The 17,168-nt window shown below is 42.3% G+C and carries 15 protein-coding genes; 10 read left to right on the forward strand and 5 right to left on the reverse strand.

Annotated features, from left to right (window positions below):
* Positions 1-6: 6 nt before the first annotated feature.
* On the reverse strand, positions 7-2,772 hold the full coding sequence (locus tag LNTAR_RS10390; protein ID WP_274377940.1) for a 2-oxoglutarate dehydrogenase E1 component: 2,766 nt from the start codon (positions 2,770-2,772) through the stop codon (positions 7-9).
* Positions 2,773-2,917: 145 nt separating this feature from the next.
* Between LNTAR_RS10390 and LNTAR_RS10395 the strand changes: the two genes are divergently transcribed.
* The 7 genes from LNTAR_RS10395 to LNTAR_RS10425 all read left to right on the forward strand — a co-directional run bounded on the left by LNTAR_RS10395 (position 2,918) and on the right by LNTAR_RS10425 (position 9,950).
* Entirely contained in the window at positions 2,918-4,366 is a 1,449-nt protein-coding gene (locus tag LNTAR_RS10395; protein WP_007278655.1) for a DEAD/DEAH box helicase, read from the forward strand.
* Positions 4,367-4,398: 32 nt separating this feature from the next.
* Positions 4,399-5,214 carry an NAD(+)/NADH kinase gene (locus tag LNTAR_RS10400; RefSeq protein ID WP_007278656.1) on the forward strand — a complete coding sequence of 272 codons (816 nt, stop codon included), beginning with the start codon at positions 4,399-4,401 and terminating at the stop codon, positions 5,212-5,214.
* Between the two features lie 8 nt (positions 5,215-5,222).
* The gene (locus LNTAR_RS10405; protein WP_007278657.1) at positions 5,223-5,741 is read left to right on the forward strand and encodes an NUDIX hydrolase; all 519 of its coding nucleotides are present in this window, start codon (positions 5,223-5,225) and stop codon (positions 5,739-5,741) included.
* A gap of 1 nt (position 5,742) precedes the next feature.
* On the forward strand, positions 5,743-6,318 hold the full coding sequence (locus LNTAR_RS10410; protein ID WP_007278658.1) for a thioredoxin family protein: 576 nt from the start codon (positions 5,743-5,745) through the stop codon (positions 6,316-6,318).
* A 6-nt stretch (positions 6,319-6,324) separates the two neighbouring features.
* Positions 6,325-6,711, forward strand: a complete 387-nt coding sequence (locus LNTAR_RS10415; protein ID WP_007278659.1) for a DUF3010 family protein — start codon at positions 6,325-6,327, stop codon at positions 6,709-6,711.
* A gap of 70 nt (positions 6,712-6,781) precedes the next feature.
* Positions 6,782-7,459, forward strand: coding sequence for a class I SAM-dependent methyltransferase (locus LNTAR_RS10420; RefSeq protein WP_007278660.1), 678 nt, complete (start codon positions 6,782-6,784; stop codon positions 7,457-7,459).
* A gap of 373 nt (positions 7,460-7,832) precedes the next feature.
* A complete protein-coding gene (locus LNTAR_RS10425; protein WP_007278661.1) occupies positions 7,833-9,950 on the forward strand; it encodes a Tex family protein in 2,118 nt (705 codons plus the stop codon).
* A 1-nt stretch (position 9,951) separates the two neighbouring features.
* On the opposite strand, the gene LNTAR_RS10430 is transcribed toward LNTAR_RS10425, so the two are convergent.
* On the reverse strand, positions 9,952-10,719 hold the full coding sequence (locus LNTAR_RS10430; RefSeq protein ID WP_007278662.1) for a carboxylesterase family protein: 768 nt from the start codon (positions 10,717-10,719) through the stop codon (positions 9,952-9,954).
* 85 nt (positions 10,720-10,804) lie between these two features.
* Positions 10,805-11,869 (reverse strand): Lnb N-terminal periplasmic domain-containing protein, encoded by a 1,065-nt coding sequence (locus LNTAR_RS10435; RefSeq protein ID WP_007278663.1) that lies wholly within the window; start codon positions 11,867-11,869, stop codon positions 10,805-10,807.
* 43 nt (positions 11,870-11,912) lie between these two features.
* Here LNTAR_RS10435 and LNTAR_RS10440 point away from each other — a divergent pair, with 43 nt between their 5' ends.
* The 3 genes from LNTAR_RS10440 (at position 11,913) to LNTAR_RS10450 (ending at position 14,897) form a co-directional block, all read left to right on the forward strand.
* Complete coding sequence (locus LNTAR_RS10440) at positions 11,913-12,824, forward strand: alpha/beta hydrolase (protein ID WP_007278664.1); 912 nt, start codon at positions 11,913-11,915, stop codon at positions 12,822-12,824.
* 100 nt (positions 12,825-12,924) lie between these two features.
* The gene (locus LNTAR_RS10445) at positions 12,925-14,373 is read left to right on the forward strand and encodes a sialate O-acetylesterase (protein WP_007278665.1); all 1,449 of its coding nucleotides are present in this window, start codon (positions 12,925-12,927) and stop codon (positions 14,371-14,373) included.
* Positions 14,374-14,531: 158 nt separating this feature from the next.
* Positions 14,532-14,897: an SgcJ/EcaC family oxidoreductase gene (locus LNTAR_RS10450; protein WP_007278666.1), complete on the forward strand. Its 366-nt coding sequence runs from the start codon at positions 14,532-14,534 to the stop codon at positions 14,895-14,897.
* Positions 14,898-14,985: 88 nt separating this feature from the next.
* Here LNTAR_RS10450 and LNTAR_RS10455 read toward each other — a convergent pair whose 3' ends face one another.
* Together LNTAR_RS10455 and LNTAR_RS10460 are read right to left on the reverse strand one after the other, a co-directional pair.
* A complete protein-coding gene (locus tag LNTAR_RS10455; RefSeq protein ID WP_007278667.1) occupies positions 14,986-16,563 on the reverse strand; it encodes a LamG domain-containing protein in 1,578 nt (525 codons plus the stop codon).
* Positions 16,560-17,078, reverse strand: coding sequence for a sigma-70 family RNA polymerase sigma factor (locus LNTAR_RS10460; protein WP_007278668.1), 519 nt, complete (start codon positions 17,076-17,078; stop codon positions 16,560-16,562). The genes LNTAR_RS10455 and LNTAR_RS10460 overlap by 4 nt, the downstream gene beginning before the upstream one ends.
* Between the last annotated feature and the right edge of the window lie 90 nt (positions 17,079-17,168).

Genomic DNA, 17,168 nt, shown 5'->3' on the forward strand with positions numbered 1-17,168 from the left:
CCTTGCTTATTTTTTGCTGCTGAGGCCTTCGAAAGCCCCTTTAATAATTTTTTCCTGGAAGGCAATTTCGCGCTTCATGAGACCATTTGCAGGACTCGCACTCTTTTTGCGGGAGATGAACTTCATGTCGTGGCGTAGGTGATCCAAACGCGCTCTCATGTAATACCAGCCACCCATATTTTGCGGTTCTTCTTGAACCCAATACCAATCTTTACAGTGGCCGTACTTTTTGTGAAGTGCGGTGTCTTGGTCTTTTGGCGTAGGATAAAACTGTTCAATACGGACGATGGCGACGTTTTCGAGGCCTTGTTTTTCTTTCTCGTCGAGAAGTTCGTAGTAGATCTTACCAGAACAGAGGATGAGGCGTTCGATTTTTTTCGCGTCTTTTACTGAATCGTCATCAATCGTTTCTTTGAATTCACCTTTTGTTAAATCGCTTACTGGCGAAACAACTTTTGGGTGACGAAGAAGACTCTTTGGAGTCATGACGATAAGAGGGATTCTATAAGTTGCTTTAAGCTGACGTCTAAGTAAGTGGAAAAGGTTAGCAGGAGTTGTTGGGTTTGCAACAATCATATTGTTTTCAGCTGCAAGGGATAAAAAGCGTTCGAGGCGGGCACTTGAGTGCTCGGGGCCTTGGCCTTCGTAACCGTGAGGTAAGAAGCAAGTTAAGCCATTCATACGCTGCCATTTTGATTCTGCAGAGGAAATGAATTGGTCGTAAATGACTTGAGCGCCATTGGCAAAATCACCAAATTGAGCTTCCCATACTGTGAGCGAGCTTGGTAGTGTGTGAGCATAGCCGTATTCAAAACCTAAAACACCGTACTCAGAAAGGTGTGAGTTATAGGCTTTGTACTTGGCTTGGTCTTTATCAATGGAGTTGAGTGGAACGTATTCCATCTCATCTTTTTCGTCAATTAAGTAAGAGTGACGATGTGAGAATGTGCCACGACGTGAGTCTTGACCAGAAATTCTAACTGGGTGACCTTCGAGAAGGAGTGAGCCAAAAGCTAAGTGCTCGGCAATACCCCAGTCGACTATGTTGCTGTCGAAGTAGACGTGACGACGTTGGTCGATGATTTTACGTAATTTTCTGAGGATGTTGAAATCTTCAGGGATATCTGTTATACCCTTAGCGATTTTGTTGAGAGTCGTCTTTTTAACACCTGTTTTTGGTGATTTCTCAAAATCAGCTTGCGTTGCTTTGCGAATACCGCTCCACTGCTTCTTAAGGAAGTTAACTTGGATCGTTTTATCTTGAAGTTCACGAGTCGTATCGAGAGCTTCCTGTAACTGAGAGTTAAATGTTTTGACGATGCCAGAAGCTTCTTTTTCGATAATTTCACCACCGTTTACAAGACGTTTAATGTACATGTCGAGCACGGTTGGGTGCTTTGTGATGGCATTATAAAGGAGAGGTTGAGTGAAACGAGGTTCATCACCTTCGTTATGACCATGACGACGATAACCAAGGATATCGATGTAAACGTCGCAAGCGAATTTTTGACGAAGCTCAATAGCTGTCGTACAGGCATGAACAACGGCTTCAGGATCATCTGCGTTGACGTGGAAAACTGGGGAGTTAAGCACTTTTGCGATGTCTGTACAATAGAGGCTTGAACGGCTCTCGCGGTAGTTTGCAGTAAAGCCTACTTGGTTATTAAGAACGACGTGGACCGTGCCGCCTGTACCATAGCCGTCGAGATTAGCCATGTTACAGATTTCGTAAATAATGCCTTGGCCAGAAATCGCTGCGTCACCATGAACAAGAATAGGAACAATTTTATTAGGGTCATTTTCATAGAGTTCTTCAATTTTGGCGCGTACGCGACCAAGGACAACGGGATTAACAGCTTCGAGGTGAGAAGGGTTGGCTGCTAGTGAAAGGTGCAAGGGGTTACCATCTTCCGTCACAACATCAGCTGAGTGACCCATGTGATATTTTACATCGCCATCACCACCGACGTCGTCGGGAAGGGCGTGGCCTTCAAACTCTTGGAAGAGAGCTTTGTATTCTTTTTCAAAAAGATTAGCGAGAACGTTGAGGCGGCCACGGTGTGCCATGCCCATAACGAATTCTTGAACGCCTAGGCGTGAACCTTGATTAAAGAGTTCAGTCATTGCGGGGATAAAAGCTTCTAGACCTTCGAGAGAGAAACGCTTTTGGCCAACGTATTTAACACCGAGGAATTTCTCGAAACCTACACCTTGTGTAAGTTTTTTGAGAATATTCATTTTTTGTGTTTTATTGAAGTTGGGCTTATTGGCATTTGATTCCATTTTTTCATGGAGCCATTGGCGCATTTCAGAACTTTGGCTATAGCGATATTCAACACCAATAGAAGAGCAGTAGGTGTCTTCAAGGTGAGAGATAATATCTTTAAGTTTTGCTCGGCCGAGACGGATTTCGTGGCCTACATCAAATTCTTCTTCTAAATCAGCTTCATCTAGACCAAAATAGTCTAGAGTTAAGTCAGCTTGGTGAAGACGCCTAGGACGGATCGGATTCGTTTTTGAAATGAGGTGACCTCGAGAACGGTAAGCATTGATCAACTTCATGATCTTGACTTCCTTTTCTACATAAGAGGTGGCTTCGAGAGTTTCTTGCTTGTCTATACCTAGTTCATAACCTTGAAAAAATTGCTGCCAAGAAGCGTCCACCGAATTTGGGTCGGTTTTGAACTTTTGGAGCATCATTTCAATGTACGCCGGATTGGCGTTGTCCGTGACGTTTGAGCTGCTCATGTGATTTAGTCTTTTTTGTTGTATTTATGTGGTATTAATTTATAAACTTGCTTATAATGGAACAGGTATTTAAGAAATCAAAGAGATGTCATAAATTCTCAATAAAAAATGTAAATGTTTTTAAGCTTATAACAATAATGTAAAGACTTTTCTTCATGAAGGCTAAAAAATGAACAAAAATGTACAGTTTCAGGATTTGGGGCTAAAGAAAACGATCCTTAGTGCTATTTATACAGCTGGGTATAAAAAACCAACTCCGATCCAAAATAAATCATTAAAGATAATTTTACAGGGCCAAGATGCTCTCGTGCGTGCTAAAACTGGAACGGGAAAAACGGCGGCTTTTGCGATCCCCGCATTGCAGCATTTGCGTGCTGAGGTTCAGCACCCACAAGTATTAATTCTCACGCCAGGCAGAGAACTCTGTAAACAAATCTCCCAGGAATTCATAAAACTCGGCAAGGGCTTAGAAAATTTTCGTGTCGCGGAAGTGACTGGTGGCGGTAAATTATCGGGAGTTAAGAAATCTTTGCATGGAGCGCAAGTTATCTCGGCAACTCCAGGGCGCTTGATAGATATTAAAGAACAAGGTTTGCTCAATAGCAATTGTATAAACATGCTTGTGATCGATGAAGCCGACCGCCTTTTTGATATGGGTTTCAGAGAAGCCGTAACGAGTATTTTAAAAGATCTGCCTAAATCAGTGCAGACAGTTTTATGTTCGGCTACATTTACAGATGATATAAAGAATTTTTCTAAGACGCTTTTAAAGAAGCCCGTGATTATTGAAGACCGTTCAAATATTGGCTCTGAAGAAAATTTAGAAGAATGGGCGGTTTCGGTTTATCCTGAAAATCATTTAAAGCTCACAGAAAAACTACTGAAGAAGCATAAGAATGATCAAGTCATTGTGTTTTGTAATCACAAGGAACGCGTTGATGAAGTAGCTGAAAAGCTCGATGATATGGGCTTTGATGTTCACCCACTTCATTCTGGGATGGAAAAAAATGTTCGAAACCAAGCACTCAAGCTCTTTCGGGATAAACAGGTTCGAATACTCGTTGCAACTGACGTAGCTTCACGAGGGATCGATATTCCTGGCTTACCGCTAGTTGTTAATTACGATTTACCCTATGACTTCCCCGATTATGTTCACCGTGCGGGCCGTACTGCTCGTGCAGGTAAAAGTGGTTTAGTGATATCTTTTTATAATGGCCGTAAAGAAAAAACGATCAAATCCTTTGAAGAACGCACCGGACGTCAAATGTTGCGCGTGAGCTTCAATCAAATTATGGATGAGAAACAAGTCTCGCAAAAACCATTGGCAAAAAAGAAACAAGATTCCGTGCGCAAGAAGGCGAATATTCGGGATTGCTCTCGCATCATTGTTTATGGTGGGAAAAAGCAGGGTTTAAATAATGGCTTACTCAAAAAGATCTTAGCAAAAAATTGTGGTTTGGACGACTCGGATATCGGCTATATCGAAGTTAATGAGAAGCATACACTACTCGGGGTTCTTCGCGAAAAATCGAGCCGAGTCCTCACAACATTGCAAAAAACAAAGATTTCTGGCCATATTCTCAAGCTTGAATTGCGAAGAACGCAAAAACGTAGGTAAATTAAGTCCAAGATAATAATATTAGAGAATTTATGAAAGAAAAACTCATTTATTACCCCTTACTTCCCGATCCCAAAGAGCTCGGCTTTGAGCGCTCTAACTTTGTTCGACGCTGGATTGAAGAAGATCTTTTTGACGCGGGACTTGTCACTGACGATGAATCAAAAGCTAATGCTTATTTAGTTGCCTCTGGTGATGGCGGCATGACTCGTGCGGCACGAACTACTTGCGATAGTGGCAAAGTTTTGTTCGGTCTCAATTGTGGTACACTTGGTTTTTTGATGAACCAAATTGAGCAGCCTCATCAAATTCCTTTATTTAAAGAAGAGCTTCACCTCGTCAGTGTAAAGTTGATGAAAGGACATTTTTATAATGCCGCGGGCGACAAAACCTCGTATTTAGCCTTTAACGATATTTTTTGTGGGGGCAATATTGCCGACTTTATTTCCTTCGAAATAACCGGTGAATTGAGTCATTTTCGTAATCGTACAGTAAAAGGCAATGGCGTCTTTGTTTCGACACCTCAGGGTACGACGGGTTTTGCTCTTAATGCCCGTGGCTCATCTGCTGTTCTACCCTTAGATACACGTACTTGGTATGTGGGGGGCGTCGCAACGGGACCTTATCCTTCAAGCGTATGTTCTCCTCAAAAGATCACTATCAAATGTACCTCGCGTCGAAAAATTAATGCTTATGCTGATGGCTATGAGCAAGAAGCTAAAGAAATTGACCAAATCATTATTGAACCCACCGATCACGAAGTCACTTTAGCTTTCCGTACAGGAGTTGATTTTGAAGCAAGACGTCGTGAATTGGCCGAAGCCGTAGAGCGCGGATTAACCCATTAGGATTCACCATGGAAGAAATCTATAAGGGCAAATTTTTACATTATATAAAAACGGGAAATTGGGAATGGGTCACTCGACCCAATGATATTTCCGCCGCAGTAATTGCGGCTGTAACGGACAAAAAAGAATTAGTCCTCATTGAACAATTTCGCGTTCCCATGAATGCACCCGTCATTGAATGGCCCGCAGGCCTCGTTGGAGACGGTGATTATGAGGGTGAAGAGAGTTTTATAGCGGCTCAGAGAGAGCTAGAGGAAGAGACGGGCTATTACGCCAAAAATTTCAAAAAAGTGGTTCACGGCCCCGTATCGGCGGGAATGAGCGACGAAGCCAATGATCTTTACATTGCTTGGGACCTCGAAAAAGTGTCCGAGGGTGGCGGTGTTGATGACGAAGAAATTATAACTCATTTGGTTCCCTTTGCAGAACTACACGAATTTATTGAAAAGAAACAAGCACAAGGTTGTGCCCTAGATCTAAAAGTCTTTGTGGGCGTTTATTTTTTACAAAAAGAAGGATTGATATAACATGGCATTTACACTCGAAATTGGCAAGGAAGCCATTGATTTTGCGCTCCCCGCAACTGATGGCAAAACTTATTCACTCAAAGATTTTCAGAAAGACTACTTAGTGATCTTTTTTACTTGTAATCATTGCCCTTACGTTATTGGTTCGGATGAAAGCACTCGCAAGACCGCCGAGGCTTTTGCGGACATAGCAGATTTTGTTGGCATCAACTCAAATTCAGTGAATACCTACGCAGAAGATTCTTTTGAGCACATGGTCACACGCATGGAAGAACATCAATTCCCATGGACTTACCTCCATGATGAGCGTCAAGCAGTGGCCAAAGTCTATGGCGCTTTGCGAACTCCGCATTTTTACGTTTTTAATAAAGAACGCCAGCTGGTCTACACAGGCCGTGCCGTCGATAAGCCTCGCGTTGGTCAAACTCCCTCGATTTTTGATCTCGATCGTACCCTTGAGGAACTCAAAGCAGGTAAAGAAGTTTCTACACCCCAAACCAACCCTATTGGCTGCAATGTGAAGTGGGATGGCAAAGATCATCACTGGATGCCCATCGAAGCCTGTGATTTGGTTTAAGCGTCGATGAAGAGTTTAGGTGTCGAAATTAAGAGCAGTACTTGTGTTTTAGTCTTGCTTGATTCGGCAGACGAAATCAAAGAAGCAACAAAGATTGAATTAGAAGACCCTTATTGCGCGACGAGTGTAAAGGAATTCTTTGATGATTTAAAAACTTGGCTCGAGAAATGTAATGCCGATGTGGTGAACATTAAAAAGCGTTTGGAGAAGGGCAAGTTTGCGGGTGGCGCGAGCTCCTTTAAAATTGAGGGCTTGATTCAATTGGCTGCCTTGGTCTCTGTTAACTTAGTTGGTGGGCCTGAACTCAATCGCTTAGCTAAATCAGTTGAGACTTTGCCAGCAATGAAAAAGTACCAAGAGCAGGCTTATTTAGCAGCGTTGTCAGCGCTTTGATTTTATGTACGAGAGGGACAGAGTCCCTTTCATTTGCGGAACATCATTCAATTAAATGAAGGTATAAAAAATGCATAAATTATTTTTAGTTCTCACTTTTTTTACTTTTGCGGTCTTCGCAGAAAACAAAATCAATACTTCAAAGCCCAAGGTTTACATGGGGCGTCAAATTGCTTGGACTATGCATTGCAATGCGGCTCATTGGCTGACGCGTACGGAGCGAGAAAAAGAAGAAAACACCTCCGAAATGCTTCGCGAACTCAAGCTCAAACCCGGCATGGTGGTAGCGGATGTGGGTTGTGGCAATGGCTATCACGCATTAACTATGGCAAAAACTGTTGGCGAAAAAGGCAAAATTCTCTGTGTGGATGTTCAGCTCAAGATGCTCGAATTCCTTCAAGAGAGAGCGAAGGAAGCAGGAATAAAAAATTGCGTATCAATTCTAGGTGAATTCACTGATCCCAAACTGCCGAAAAACTCTGTTGATCTCATCTTACTCGTCGATGCCTACCACGAATTTACTGAACCTGAATCCATGCTCAAAAAGATGCGCGAGTCCCTCAAGCCCGAGGGAGTTTTGGTACTGGTTGAATTTCGCAAGGAAGATAAGAAAGTTCCCATTAAAGAAGATCACAAAATGAGCAAGGTCCAAATGGATAAAGAACTCACTGCCAATGGCTTCAAAGTTGTGCGATCTTACGATAAACTTCCCTGGCAACACATGGTTTTCTACGGTAAAGATAAGTAGAACTAAGCGCTTAAATTCATTATCCCAAAAGTTTTAGAGACCATTAATTCACCACAGAGGACTCAGAGTTCACAGAGAAAAGTTTGGGTTCGTGATTTATCGTGAATGGTGAAGTCATCATCATAAAAACTCATCTAATCTGTTAGTGTTTCAGCTCTATGTTCTCGGTGTACTCTGTGGTAAATATGTTTTTGATTAACTGTTTACGCATGTATGTCCATATATAAATTCTCGGTGAACTCGGTGGTGTGATTGTTTTGTAGATGAGTTCCTAAACTAAGTTGAGGCTCTTTTGGTTCAATATGTTCAAACTTGGTATAAGTTTTTTCTCTTGGAAGTAATGTGTTGCATTCTGAATTAATTAGGTTCCCCAATGTCTGAAATCCTTTCTTTTATTAGTGCTGAATTAGCCATTCAATCATCTCAAATAAGCAAAACAATTGAGCTCTTAGATTCTGGGGCGACGCTGCCATTTATAGCGCGTTATCGAAAGGAAGCCACGGGAGGCTTAGACGAAGTGCAAATTGGCGCCATTCGCGATTTAAAATCGAACTTTGAAGAACTCGATAAAAGAAAACAGGCCATCTTTAAGTCACTAAAAGAACGAGATCTACTCACTGAAAATCTAAAAGCTAAACTCGAACAAGCCAAGAACCTCAATGCGCTCGAAGATTACTATCTTCCTTATAGACCGAAGAAGAAAACGCGAGCTTCGCAAGCACGAGAAAAAGGTTTAGAACCTTTGACTCAAGTTTTGATGCAGCAGAGTGGTGATCGCATTGATTTTCATAAGTTTATCAATCGCGCTAAGGGCGTGAATAATCGCGATGAGGCCTTGGCCGGTGCTCGTGATATTTTGGCTGAGCAAATGAGCGAAGATTCTAAAACGCGTTCGCAATTGCGCAATGCTTTTGAGACTCATGCCCGCTTGAGTTCAAAAGTCATCAAAACTAAAATTGAAGATGCGCAAAAGTATCGTGATTATTTCGATCTAGAAGAAAAATTGAGTCGTGTGCCAGGGCACCGACTCTTAGCGATTTTACGTGGCGAACGCGAAGGTTTTTTACGAGTAAAAATGCGACCGGATCAAGAAAGAACTCAAAAGATTGTCGAGCGCAATTTTGTGAAGGGTCGAGGTTTGGCCTCTAGCCAAGTTCAACTGGCTGCCGAGGATGCCTATAAGCGACTGCTCCTCCCATCTTTGGAGAAAGAGGTTCAAAAGAAAGCCCAAGAGAAAGCCGATATAGAATCAATTCGTGTCTTTGTGGCGAATTTACGCGAGCTCTTGTTAGCCGCACCCTTAGGTCGAAAAAAGGTTTTGGCCTTTGATCCAGGCTTTAGGACAGGAGCGAAAGTCGTTTGTTTAGGGTCGGCCGGTGAGCTTTTGTACAACTGCAATTTATTTCCCGTGGGGAACTCAAAAGAGAAAGAGCAGCAAGCAGCGGATGAGACGCGTCGCTTAGTCAAAAAATATGCTATCGAAGCTCTTGCGGTGGGCAATGGTACGGCAGGTCGTGAAACAGAACTCTTTCTCAATGAACTCGATTTGGGGCTTCCAGTGATTTCGGTGGATGAGAGTGGGGCATCAATTTATTCAGCCAGTGAGAGTGCCCGCAATGAATTTCCCAATCATGATTTAACTGTGCGAGGCGCGGTTTCAATTGGTCGTCGACTGCAGGATCCCTTAGCAGAACTCGTGAAGCTCGATCCCAAAACCATTGGCGTTGGCCAGTATCAGCATGACGTGGATCAAAGTGCTTTGAAAAAGGCTTTGGATGATCAGGTACTCAGTTCCGTGAATGCAGTGGGCGTAGATCTTAATACTGCCAGTGTGGAGCTCTTGAGTTATGTATCGGGCATTGGGCCAAAACTAGCCGAAGCGATTCTCAACTATCGTTCATCTGAAGGGCTTTTTAAAAATCGTAATGAATTAAAGAAAGTGCCCCGTTTGGGTGATAAAGTCTTTGAGCAAGCCGCGGGTTTCTTGCGTGTCTTTGATGGGGATCAAGTTTTGGATTCCAGTGCCGTTCACCCAGAATCCTATGGCCTAGTCAAGCGCATGGCAAAAGACTTAAATTGTTCCGTGACTGATTTACTTAATAGCGGGGAATTCAGACAGCAAATAAAGCTCGAGTCATATGTGAACTCATCAGTAGGCTTGCCGACCTTAGAGGATATTAAGCAAGAATTAGAAAAGCCCGGTCGCGACCCTCGTCCAAACTTTAGTGCTTTTAGCTTCTCCCAAGATATTCATGAAATCAGTGACCTTCATGTGGGGATGAAAGTTCCAGGTTTAGTGACGAATGTGACCAAGTTTGGAGCCTTTGTCGATGTCGGAGTTCACCAAGATGGTCTGATTCATATCAGTAAACTCAAACATGGCTTTGTTGCGGATCCCGCAGAAGTTGTCCGGGTGCGTCAACAAGTGGAAGTCAAAGTCATTGAAGTGGATGCCAAACGCAAAAGGATCTCTTTATCCCTGATTGATTAAGCTAGTTCTTTTCTTGCTTAAAGAGCCACTTCATGAAGTGACTTTCGGGGTCACAGCGACTTCCACTCATGGTGGTTACGCCACTCTCGTGACCAGGAATGAAGCGGTCGGAAACTCCGTGATTTCCTCCTTTCCATGAAGTGAGTTTGAACTTGCCATTGAGCTTTTTCATTTCTTCCATGATTTTGACAATTCTATCATAGGGGCAAACTCGGTCTTGATCGCCGTGACTCGTCCAAATGGGGATGTCCTTAATGATTTTAGGGTCGATGAAGTCTGCAGTGGATTTCAAACCTGTTCCGGCGGAGGGAGCTGCTGCAGCAAAATAATCGGGATCTGCCTGGATGTAAATGAAAGTTCCGTGTCCCCCCATGGAGTGACCGAGAATATAAATGCGCTTCATATCGGCGTTCGGTAAAGCGGCAATGACTTCTTTGATTAAACTTAGCATATCAGTGTCCCATAAACCGGGGGATTGAGGCGCCAAAACATAAGCTGGATAATCTTGACGAATTTTAGCATCTGCAAGCTGTTGATTCCAGGGTTTGAGTTGACGTTTATTATCACTGCCTTTGCCGCCCGCACCATGAAGAGAGAGTATGACGGGGTACTTTTTAGATGAGTCCATGTTGAGGGGCGTCATCAAGCGATAAGGCATGCTTTTATAGTTTTTTGCTACGTAGAGTTTTTGCCAGCTTCTATCCTTTGCTTGTGAGTGGATTTGGAAAGAACTAAAAATGAAAAGAAGCGAGATGATGAGTTTATGCATGGCCTATCCTTATTTAAATGATTGTTTACATAAACACTACGAAAGCTAAAAGCTGAATATTACTTCTTTGAATTAAATTTGTTGTTCAATACAACTTTGCAGATGGCGCACGTTTCCAGCGTTCGGCATTCAGGCGCTTGTTGATGACTTGGCGTAGGTTTTGTGAGTAGTTGTCATCGAGGGCTAAGGCATTGCTGGTTTCACTGATGTAGCAGCAGCGCTTGAGAACGTCGAAGGGAAGGTCAGTGGGGATGCCTTCGAGTTGGTAGGCGTAGTAATCTGAGATGCCATTGAGGATGATTTTTTTCGAGGTGGGAATTTTGAAGTCACGAATAGTATTAAGGTGATCGACCATGCCTGTTGTGCAATTGCGGCCAATGGAGTGATAAAACTGAGGTGAATCGTGCAGGCTATTGGCGGCTCTTATGATGTCGAGTAAAAAGAGTTTGGAATGCTCGATATTGAGATTCATGGGATACAGGAAAGTCTGTTCTTTACGTACTTTGGTACGGAGTGGGATGAGGTCGCGCTCATCACCCATAACATAAATGAGTTCATATTGTTTAAAAATACCCTTGAGGGGATGATAACTTTCTCCTTCTTGTTTGCGAACCTCTAAGGAAATGGCGATGTTTTGACCATCCTTAAAGCGGAAGCTCAGAAAAGTATGGCTGATGGTGCGGTAATTATCCCAATAAGAGATGATGAGATCAGTACCTTCGAGTTGTCCTAAGTCAAAAGTTCGATTATCAAATTTTACTTCGACTTCCTTGCCTTCAGCGTACTTAAAGTTGCGGAAGTTTTTTATGCTCAATAAATCACCATTTTGTTCAATGAGTGGTAGCTTTGCGACTTCCGCATCCCAGTTACGCTCATTGGAGGCGGGGATAAAGATAAACCACAGAATGACAAATAAATTGATTAGCGAAAAGATCTTTAAGGCTTTGCGAAATCGTTTCACTAAGAGCAGTAGGATTCCACTGCTGATTACATAGAGAATGATGGACAGCAATCGTATGGCATCATGAAAAGTGAAGTGAATGATTAAACAAGCGACAGCCAGCGTAAGGGGGATGTACAAACCGCAGACTCCAAATAAAGAGAGTCGGAATAGGGCGAGTTTGAGTTGTTTGATATGCTTAGTTTTCATAGACTTAGTTTAGAAAGAAAAGACATTTTTCCAAGGTTGAACTATGGTGGAAAGACAAAAACTGCCAATAATTAGAGGTCTTTCGATGAAGTTAATCGCCATGCTCATGATCACCATATTTAGTTTTACGGTAATATCTGCCGATTCAGAATATAAATATGGACCCGATTCATCTCGACAAGAAGGAGTGCCACAAGGCAAAATTCACGACTTCGTTTTTAGTACGAGCAAGATTTACCCCAATACAATTAGAAGGTATTCGGTATACGTTCCAGAACAATACAAGGGTGAAGCCACCGCCTTGATGGTTTTTCAGGACGGACATGCATTTTTGAAAGAGAAAGGGCATTTTAGAACGCCGACTGTTTTAGATAACCTCATTCATCAAAAACGCATTCCTGTGATGATCGCAATTTTTATAGACCCAGCTTATCTAGGCAGCGAGTTACCTAAAAATCGAGGATGGCGGCCAAAACCAGAAAATCGCAGTGTGGAATACGATAGTCTCGGAGATAAATATGCCCGTTTCCTAATAGAGGAAATTATACCCGAAATAAGTAAGACTTATAAGCTCACTGAGGATCCCGAGAAAAGAGCCCTTGCGGGACTAAGCTCTGGCGGGATATGTGCATGGACAGCTGCGTGGGAACGACCCGATTACTTTCGTAAAATTTTGAGCTGTATCGGTAGTTTCACTAATATTCGCGGTGGTCATGTATATCCAGCGATGATTCGCTCTAATCCAGCTAAGCCCATTCGCGTCTTTCTACAGGGAGGTGCCCGTGATTTAGATAATCAATTTGGAAATTGGCCTCTTGCGAATCAACAAATGGCAAAATCTTTAGCCTTTGCTAAGTACGATTATAAATTCGTGTTTGGAAATGGGGGCCATAGTGGATTACACGGAGGGACTATTTTACCTGAGGCTATGGAATGGCTGTGGCGAAAAGAATAATTTGCCTTGAATTTAAGAATATTTTGTGATTAGCTGTTACTATTGGGGATCGGCGGTCATAAATAGTTTAAGCACTTTAACTACACAGGACATATAAGATATGAAAATTTATTTAGCTTTATTTTTCTTTTCACTTTCACTTTTTGCAGGCGATTTGCGTTTAGCTTCGCTCTTTCAAGACAATATGGTGGTGCAAAGAGATCAAGAATTTGTAATTTGGGGCGAAGCTCCAGCTAATAAAAAAGTTGACGTGCAGGTAGCTGGGCAAAATGCCTCTGTAAAGGTTTCAGAATTGGGTAAATGGATGATTAAGCTTCCCGCATTAAAAGCGAGTAGCGCTTTTGAAATTAAAGTGACTGCGGGGTCTGAGAAAAAACTGATTAAAAATGCGGTTCTTGGTGAAGTTTGGATTTGCTCTGGGCAATCGAATATGCAGATGGGCTGGGGCGGCATTCCCGAAATCAAGAAGATGGCGGTGAATGCGAAAAATATTCGCACTTTTAAAGTTAATAATACGGTTTCATACCAAGAGGAAGATTATTGCCAGGGTTCTTGGGTCGAAGCTGCACCAGGTAGTGCTGTAGCAGCGGCTTTTGCCGTGAATCTTCAAAAATCTATTATTTGCCCAATAGGTATTATTCAGGCTTCTTGGGGCAGCTCATCAGTTGAAGGTTGGATGCCAATGGATATGGCAGAGAAATTGCCTCACTTTAAAAAAGAGCTCGAAGATTGCCGTGCGAATGACAAAGATAAGGTTGCGGAGATTTTAGCAAAGAAAAAAATGTCTGGCAAAGACAATATCTTTCTGAGAACACGTCCAAACTTATTATACAATGCGATGATGCACCCTTTGATCCCTTATTCACTCAGAGGAGTCGTTTGGTATCAGGGCGAGGCAAATACGAAGAGCGTCGAGGCGATGTTGCAATATGGCCAAACTCTTCCCATGTGGTTTCAGCGTTACCGTCAAGAGTGGGACAATGAAAATCTTCAGTTAATGGCTGTGATGCTTCCTGGGTTTGGTCGTAACTTTACCAAAGGGACGACAATAGAATCACCTGATGCGCAAACGTGGGCTTTGATGCGTGAATCGCAAATGAAAGTTTTAGAACTCGACCACACTTCAGTGGCAACGACAATTGATTTAGGTGATGTGAAGAATATTCACCCTAAGGATAAAGCTCCCATTGGCGAACGCTTGGCATTGTTGGCGCGTCGCGATGTCTTAAAAGAAAATATTGTGGCTGAAGGCCCGGTGTTTAAATCGCAGCAAGTGAACGGTTCAAAAATTGAACTGAGTTTTGATAACTCTAAGGGGATGAAAGCTAAAGATGGCGAAGCTATTAAAGCATTTTGGATTTGCGATGATAGCAAAAGTTGGAAGTTAGCTAAGGCTGAAATTGTTGGAGAGAAAGTCGTTCTCAGTAACGCTGAAGTGAAGAAACCCCTCTATGTTCGCTATGCTTATGCAGCAATGCCAGCAGTGAATTTAGTGAATGAAGCAGACTTGCCTGCACGTCCCTTTAGAACAGACTCTTTCACTCCCTAATAAAATGGTTAAAAAGTGGCTTATTTAAACTTTGAACTGAGCCACTTTGAGGTATAGTTGCAGCGATCAAGTATGAGAAATAAAAAGCCTGAGTTTTTAACTCGGGTTTTAATGAGCTTGGACGCTAATAAACATCCATAAATTAGGAGAAGACAAACATGGAAAAAGAAATTACAGCACTTTTTGACGTTTGGAATAAGGCACTACAGACAGGTGACCCAAATAAAGTTGCTGAACTTTATGAATATAACGCTATTTTACTCCCCACAGTTTCAAACAAAGTTCGTCACAATCACGACGAAATTGCAGATTATTTTGTAACTTTTCTTGCTAAAAAACCAGTTGGTAAAATCGATGAGGGTAACGTTCGTACTTTCGGCGATATTGCTATCAATTCTGGTGTTTACACTTTTACATTTGAAGATGGTTCTGCAGTAACTGCACGTTTTACTTACGTTTACCGTTGGAATGGTCAGGACTGGAAGATTATAGAGCACCACTCTTCTGCAATGCCTGAAAAGTAAACGATTAAATAGTTTTACTTTAAACTCCTCAATTTGAGGAGTTTTTTTTGTATAGAAGTATTGAGTAAATGAGTAGATTTGATAAAAACTATAGACCTAATTCGTAAAGCTTGAGGATCTCTTCCTCGCTTAGAATTTGGTTAAATATAGCTATTTCATCTAGGCTACCATCCCAGTGGCCAGGTACTTTGCGATCAAAACCATGATCTTGATCCGAAATTTTGGTTCCGATACCCAATGATTTTAATTTACCTTGGGTGTTGAGGCCGTTGACTTGTTCAGAAGCCATGAGTTTCCCGTTTCTGTAGAGGCGGACTTCAGAGCCCGTGTGAACAAAGGCGACATGTTGCCAGGAACCAGTAGGGAATTTGTCTTTTTCTTTTATATGAATTTTCTGACCATCTTTATCCATGACTTCGACATCGAGAAAACCAGTTTGATTAAGGCCAAAATGGAATTGCCCCCATTCTCGCATGCCCCAGTTTTTGACGATTGTCGCCCAACTAGGTCGACTTTTTGCGTAAACCCATGCAGATACAGTAATTTCTCCTAATGGGCTCTTTGGATAGTCAGGGACATAAAGAAAGCCTTTATGGTTAGCTCCCGAGAGGTGTAAAGCATTACCAGATTTCCCTCGAACGAGTAAGTTGTTTTTATGAGCAATTCGATTGGCCGAGGCATCGTTTTTATAAGTTGACCAATCGCTAAGAGTTGAGCCATCTTTACTCATTTCCATAGGGAAGTAGGCCACAGGGCCTAGTTGAGATATGTACTTTGAATAATCATTGTCGGGTTCCTGAAGATTGCGAATGAAAAAATCATTTTTTAAATCTATATCATTGATGGAAATGTTTTGAACAACTTGTCTTTCATCTTTTTCGAAGATGATACGAACAGCTTCTTGAGCTTTTAATTCTCTTGATCTCTCTTCTTGAGTGGCCGTTAACCTAACATCAATTAAGCCTTTATAGACATGGGTTTCAACAAACTCATTTTCTACAACCCAAACAGAGAACTCAGTGCCCAAGTCGACGACGTCAGCGACAGCAGTACGAATAGTAAAGTTTTTGGCTTCTGGAGGCACAAAAGCTGAGATTTTTCCCTGAGAGCAGGTGATCAATAAATCAGAATCAAGAGAGAAATGGGCGGGAGCTTCAATGATAGCTTGAGCGCCATTTTGGTAGTTGAGTTGGATTATGCCCTGCTCAAGAGTGTAGAGTCCTTGAGCGACTTGTTCGCCAACCTTGGGTTGTTGACCATTTTGGTTACCATAAGTAAATTGACTGCCAATGCTTCTATCTAATTTAGCTAGGATAGTACCTCGGTATGGGGCCTGACTAAGGGTCTCAGCTTCAATTTGAGGAACTTGGCTTTGGCTTTGAATGAGAGTGAAAACAAAGAGGGAGATTGCCGCGAGGCTCGTGGCCCAAAGCAAGTATCGAAAAGCGCCTTTGTTGGATTGTGATTTTGGAAGGTCAGTATTTTGTGGTAATTCGAAGTTTTGATGATAATCCTTGAGTAAAGCATGGGTTTCACAGAGCTCATAATAAACTTGGCGCGCTTGGCTAGAGGATTCAAGATGCTTTCCGAGTTCTTGTTTTTCTTCACCAGTAATCTCACGATTCAGCATTTGATTACTCAGTTCAATAATCCGCTCCTTATTCATGCGGAGTCCTCATCTAAGGATTTAACGCATTGCGAGAGGTTGGTTCGAGCACGAAAAAGTGTTTGTCGAATGGTGTTGGCTGAATTCTTGAGCTCTTCGGCAATTTGTACAATGCTTGTTCCCAAGCGGTAGCGTTTGGTGATTAATTCTTTCTGACGGTCAGGGAGTTTGGCTATGCACTTTTCTAAACGTGACTTCTTCAATTCATAATCTTCTTCACGGTCAGCTTGTTCATGAACCATGAGTGAAATTACTTCATTATTGAAAATGAGTGGGTCGCGCATTTGCTTTTGACGCCAAGCCATGACCTGAAATGAGGCAATGCGAAATGACCAACTCTTAAAACTCGTACCCAATTCAAATTCATGTGCTTTGCTCCATAGAATGAGATTGGTCTCCTGCAAAATATCATTGGCCGCATCAGGATTGGCGACGAGACTGAGGATCAAGCCATAGAGGCGTCCTTGAAAGGAACTCATGAGTTCAACGAATTCGTCTGTGTTGTTTTTGGGCATAAGTTAAAGTCTTTAGTTGGCAGTAGTCAGTTTTTTATGGGAGTTTGCCAAGCTAGTGCTTGCCGTTCCCAGTTTGTGATTGCGCAGCAG

It is taken from the genome of Lentisphaera araneosa HTCC2155 (assembly GCF_000170755.1).
GTDB lineage: Bacteria > Verrucomicrobiota > Lentisphaeria > Lentisphaerales > Lentisphaeraceae > Lentisphaera > Lentisphaera araneosa.

What these genes read in the sequence shown, in the direction of transcription:
- LNTAR_RS10400 (WP_007278656.1), top strand. Translation starts at nt 4,399, where the DNA reads ATGAAAGAAAAACTCATTTATTACCCCTTACTTCCCGATCCCAAAGAG.
- LNTAR_RS10410 (WP_007278658.1), top strand. Translation starts at nt 5,743, where the DNA reads ATGGCATTTACACTCGAAATTGGCAAGGAAGCCATTGATTTTGCGCTC.
- LNTAR_RS10450 (WP_007278666.1), top strand. Translation starts at nt 14,532, where the DNA reads ATGGAAAAAGAAATTACAGCACTTTTTGACGTTTGGAATAAGGCACTA.
- LNTAR_RS10395 (WP_007278655.1), top strand. Translation starts at nt 2,918, where the DNA reads ATGAACAAAAATGTACAGTTTCAGGATTTGGGGCTAAAGAAAACGATC.
- LNTAR_RS10420 (WP_007278660.1), top strand. Translation starts at nt 6,782, where the DNA reads ATGCATAAATTATTTTTAGTTCTCACTTTTTTTACTTTTGCGGTCTTC.
- LNTAR_RS10435 (WP_007278663.1), bottom strand. Translation starts at nt 11,869, where the DNA reads ATGAAAACTAAGCATATCAAACAACTCAAACTCGCCCTATTCCGACTC.
- LNTAR_RS10415 (WP_007278659.1), top strand. Translation starts at nt 6,325, where the DNA reads ATGAAGAGTTTAGGTGTCGAAATTAAGAGCAGTACTTGTGTTTTAGTC.
- LNTAR_RS10405 (WP_007278657.1), top strand. Translation starts at nt 5,223, where the DNA reads ATGGAAGAAATCTATAAGGGCAAATTTTTACATTATATAAAAACGGGA.
- LNTAR_RS10460 (WP_007278668.1), bottom strand. Translation starts at nt 17,078, where the DNA reads ATGCCCAAAAACAACACAGACGAATTCGTTGAACTCATGAGTTCCTTT.
- LNTAR_RS10445 (WP_007278665.1), top strand. Translation starts at nt 12,925, where the DNA reads ATGAAAATTTATTTAGCTTTATTTTTCTTTTCACTTTCACTTTTTGCA.
- LNTAR_RS10455 (WP_007278667.1), bottom strand. Translation starts at nt 16,563, where the DNA reads ATGAATAAGGAGCGGATTATTGAACTGAGTAATCAAATGCTGAATCGT.
- LNTAR_RS10430 (WP_007278662.1), bottom strand. Translation starts at nt 10,719, where the DNA reads ATGCATAAACTCATCATCTCGCTTCTTTTCATTTTTAGTTCTTTCCAA.
- LNTAR_RS10440 (WP_007278664.1), top strand. Translation starts at nt 11,913, where the DNA reads ATGGTGGAAAGACAAAAACTGCCAATAATTAGAGGTCTTTCGATGAAG.
- LNTAR_RS10425 (WP_007278661.1), top strand. Translation starts at nt 7,833, where the DNA reads ATGTCTGAAATCCTTTCTTTTATTAGTGCTGAATTAGCCATTCAATCA.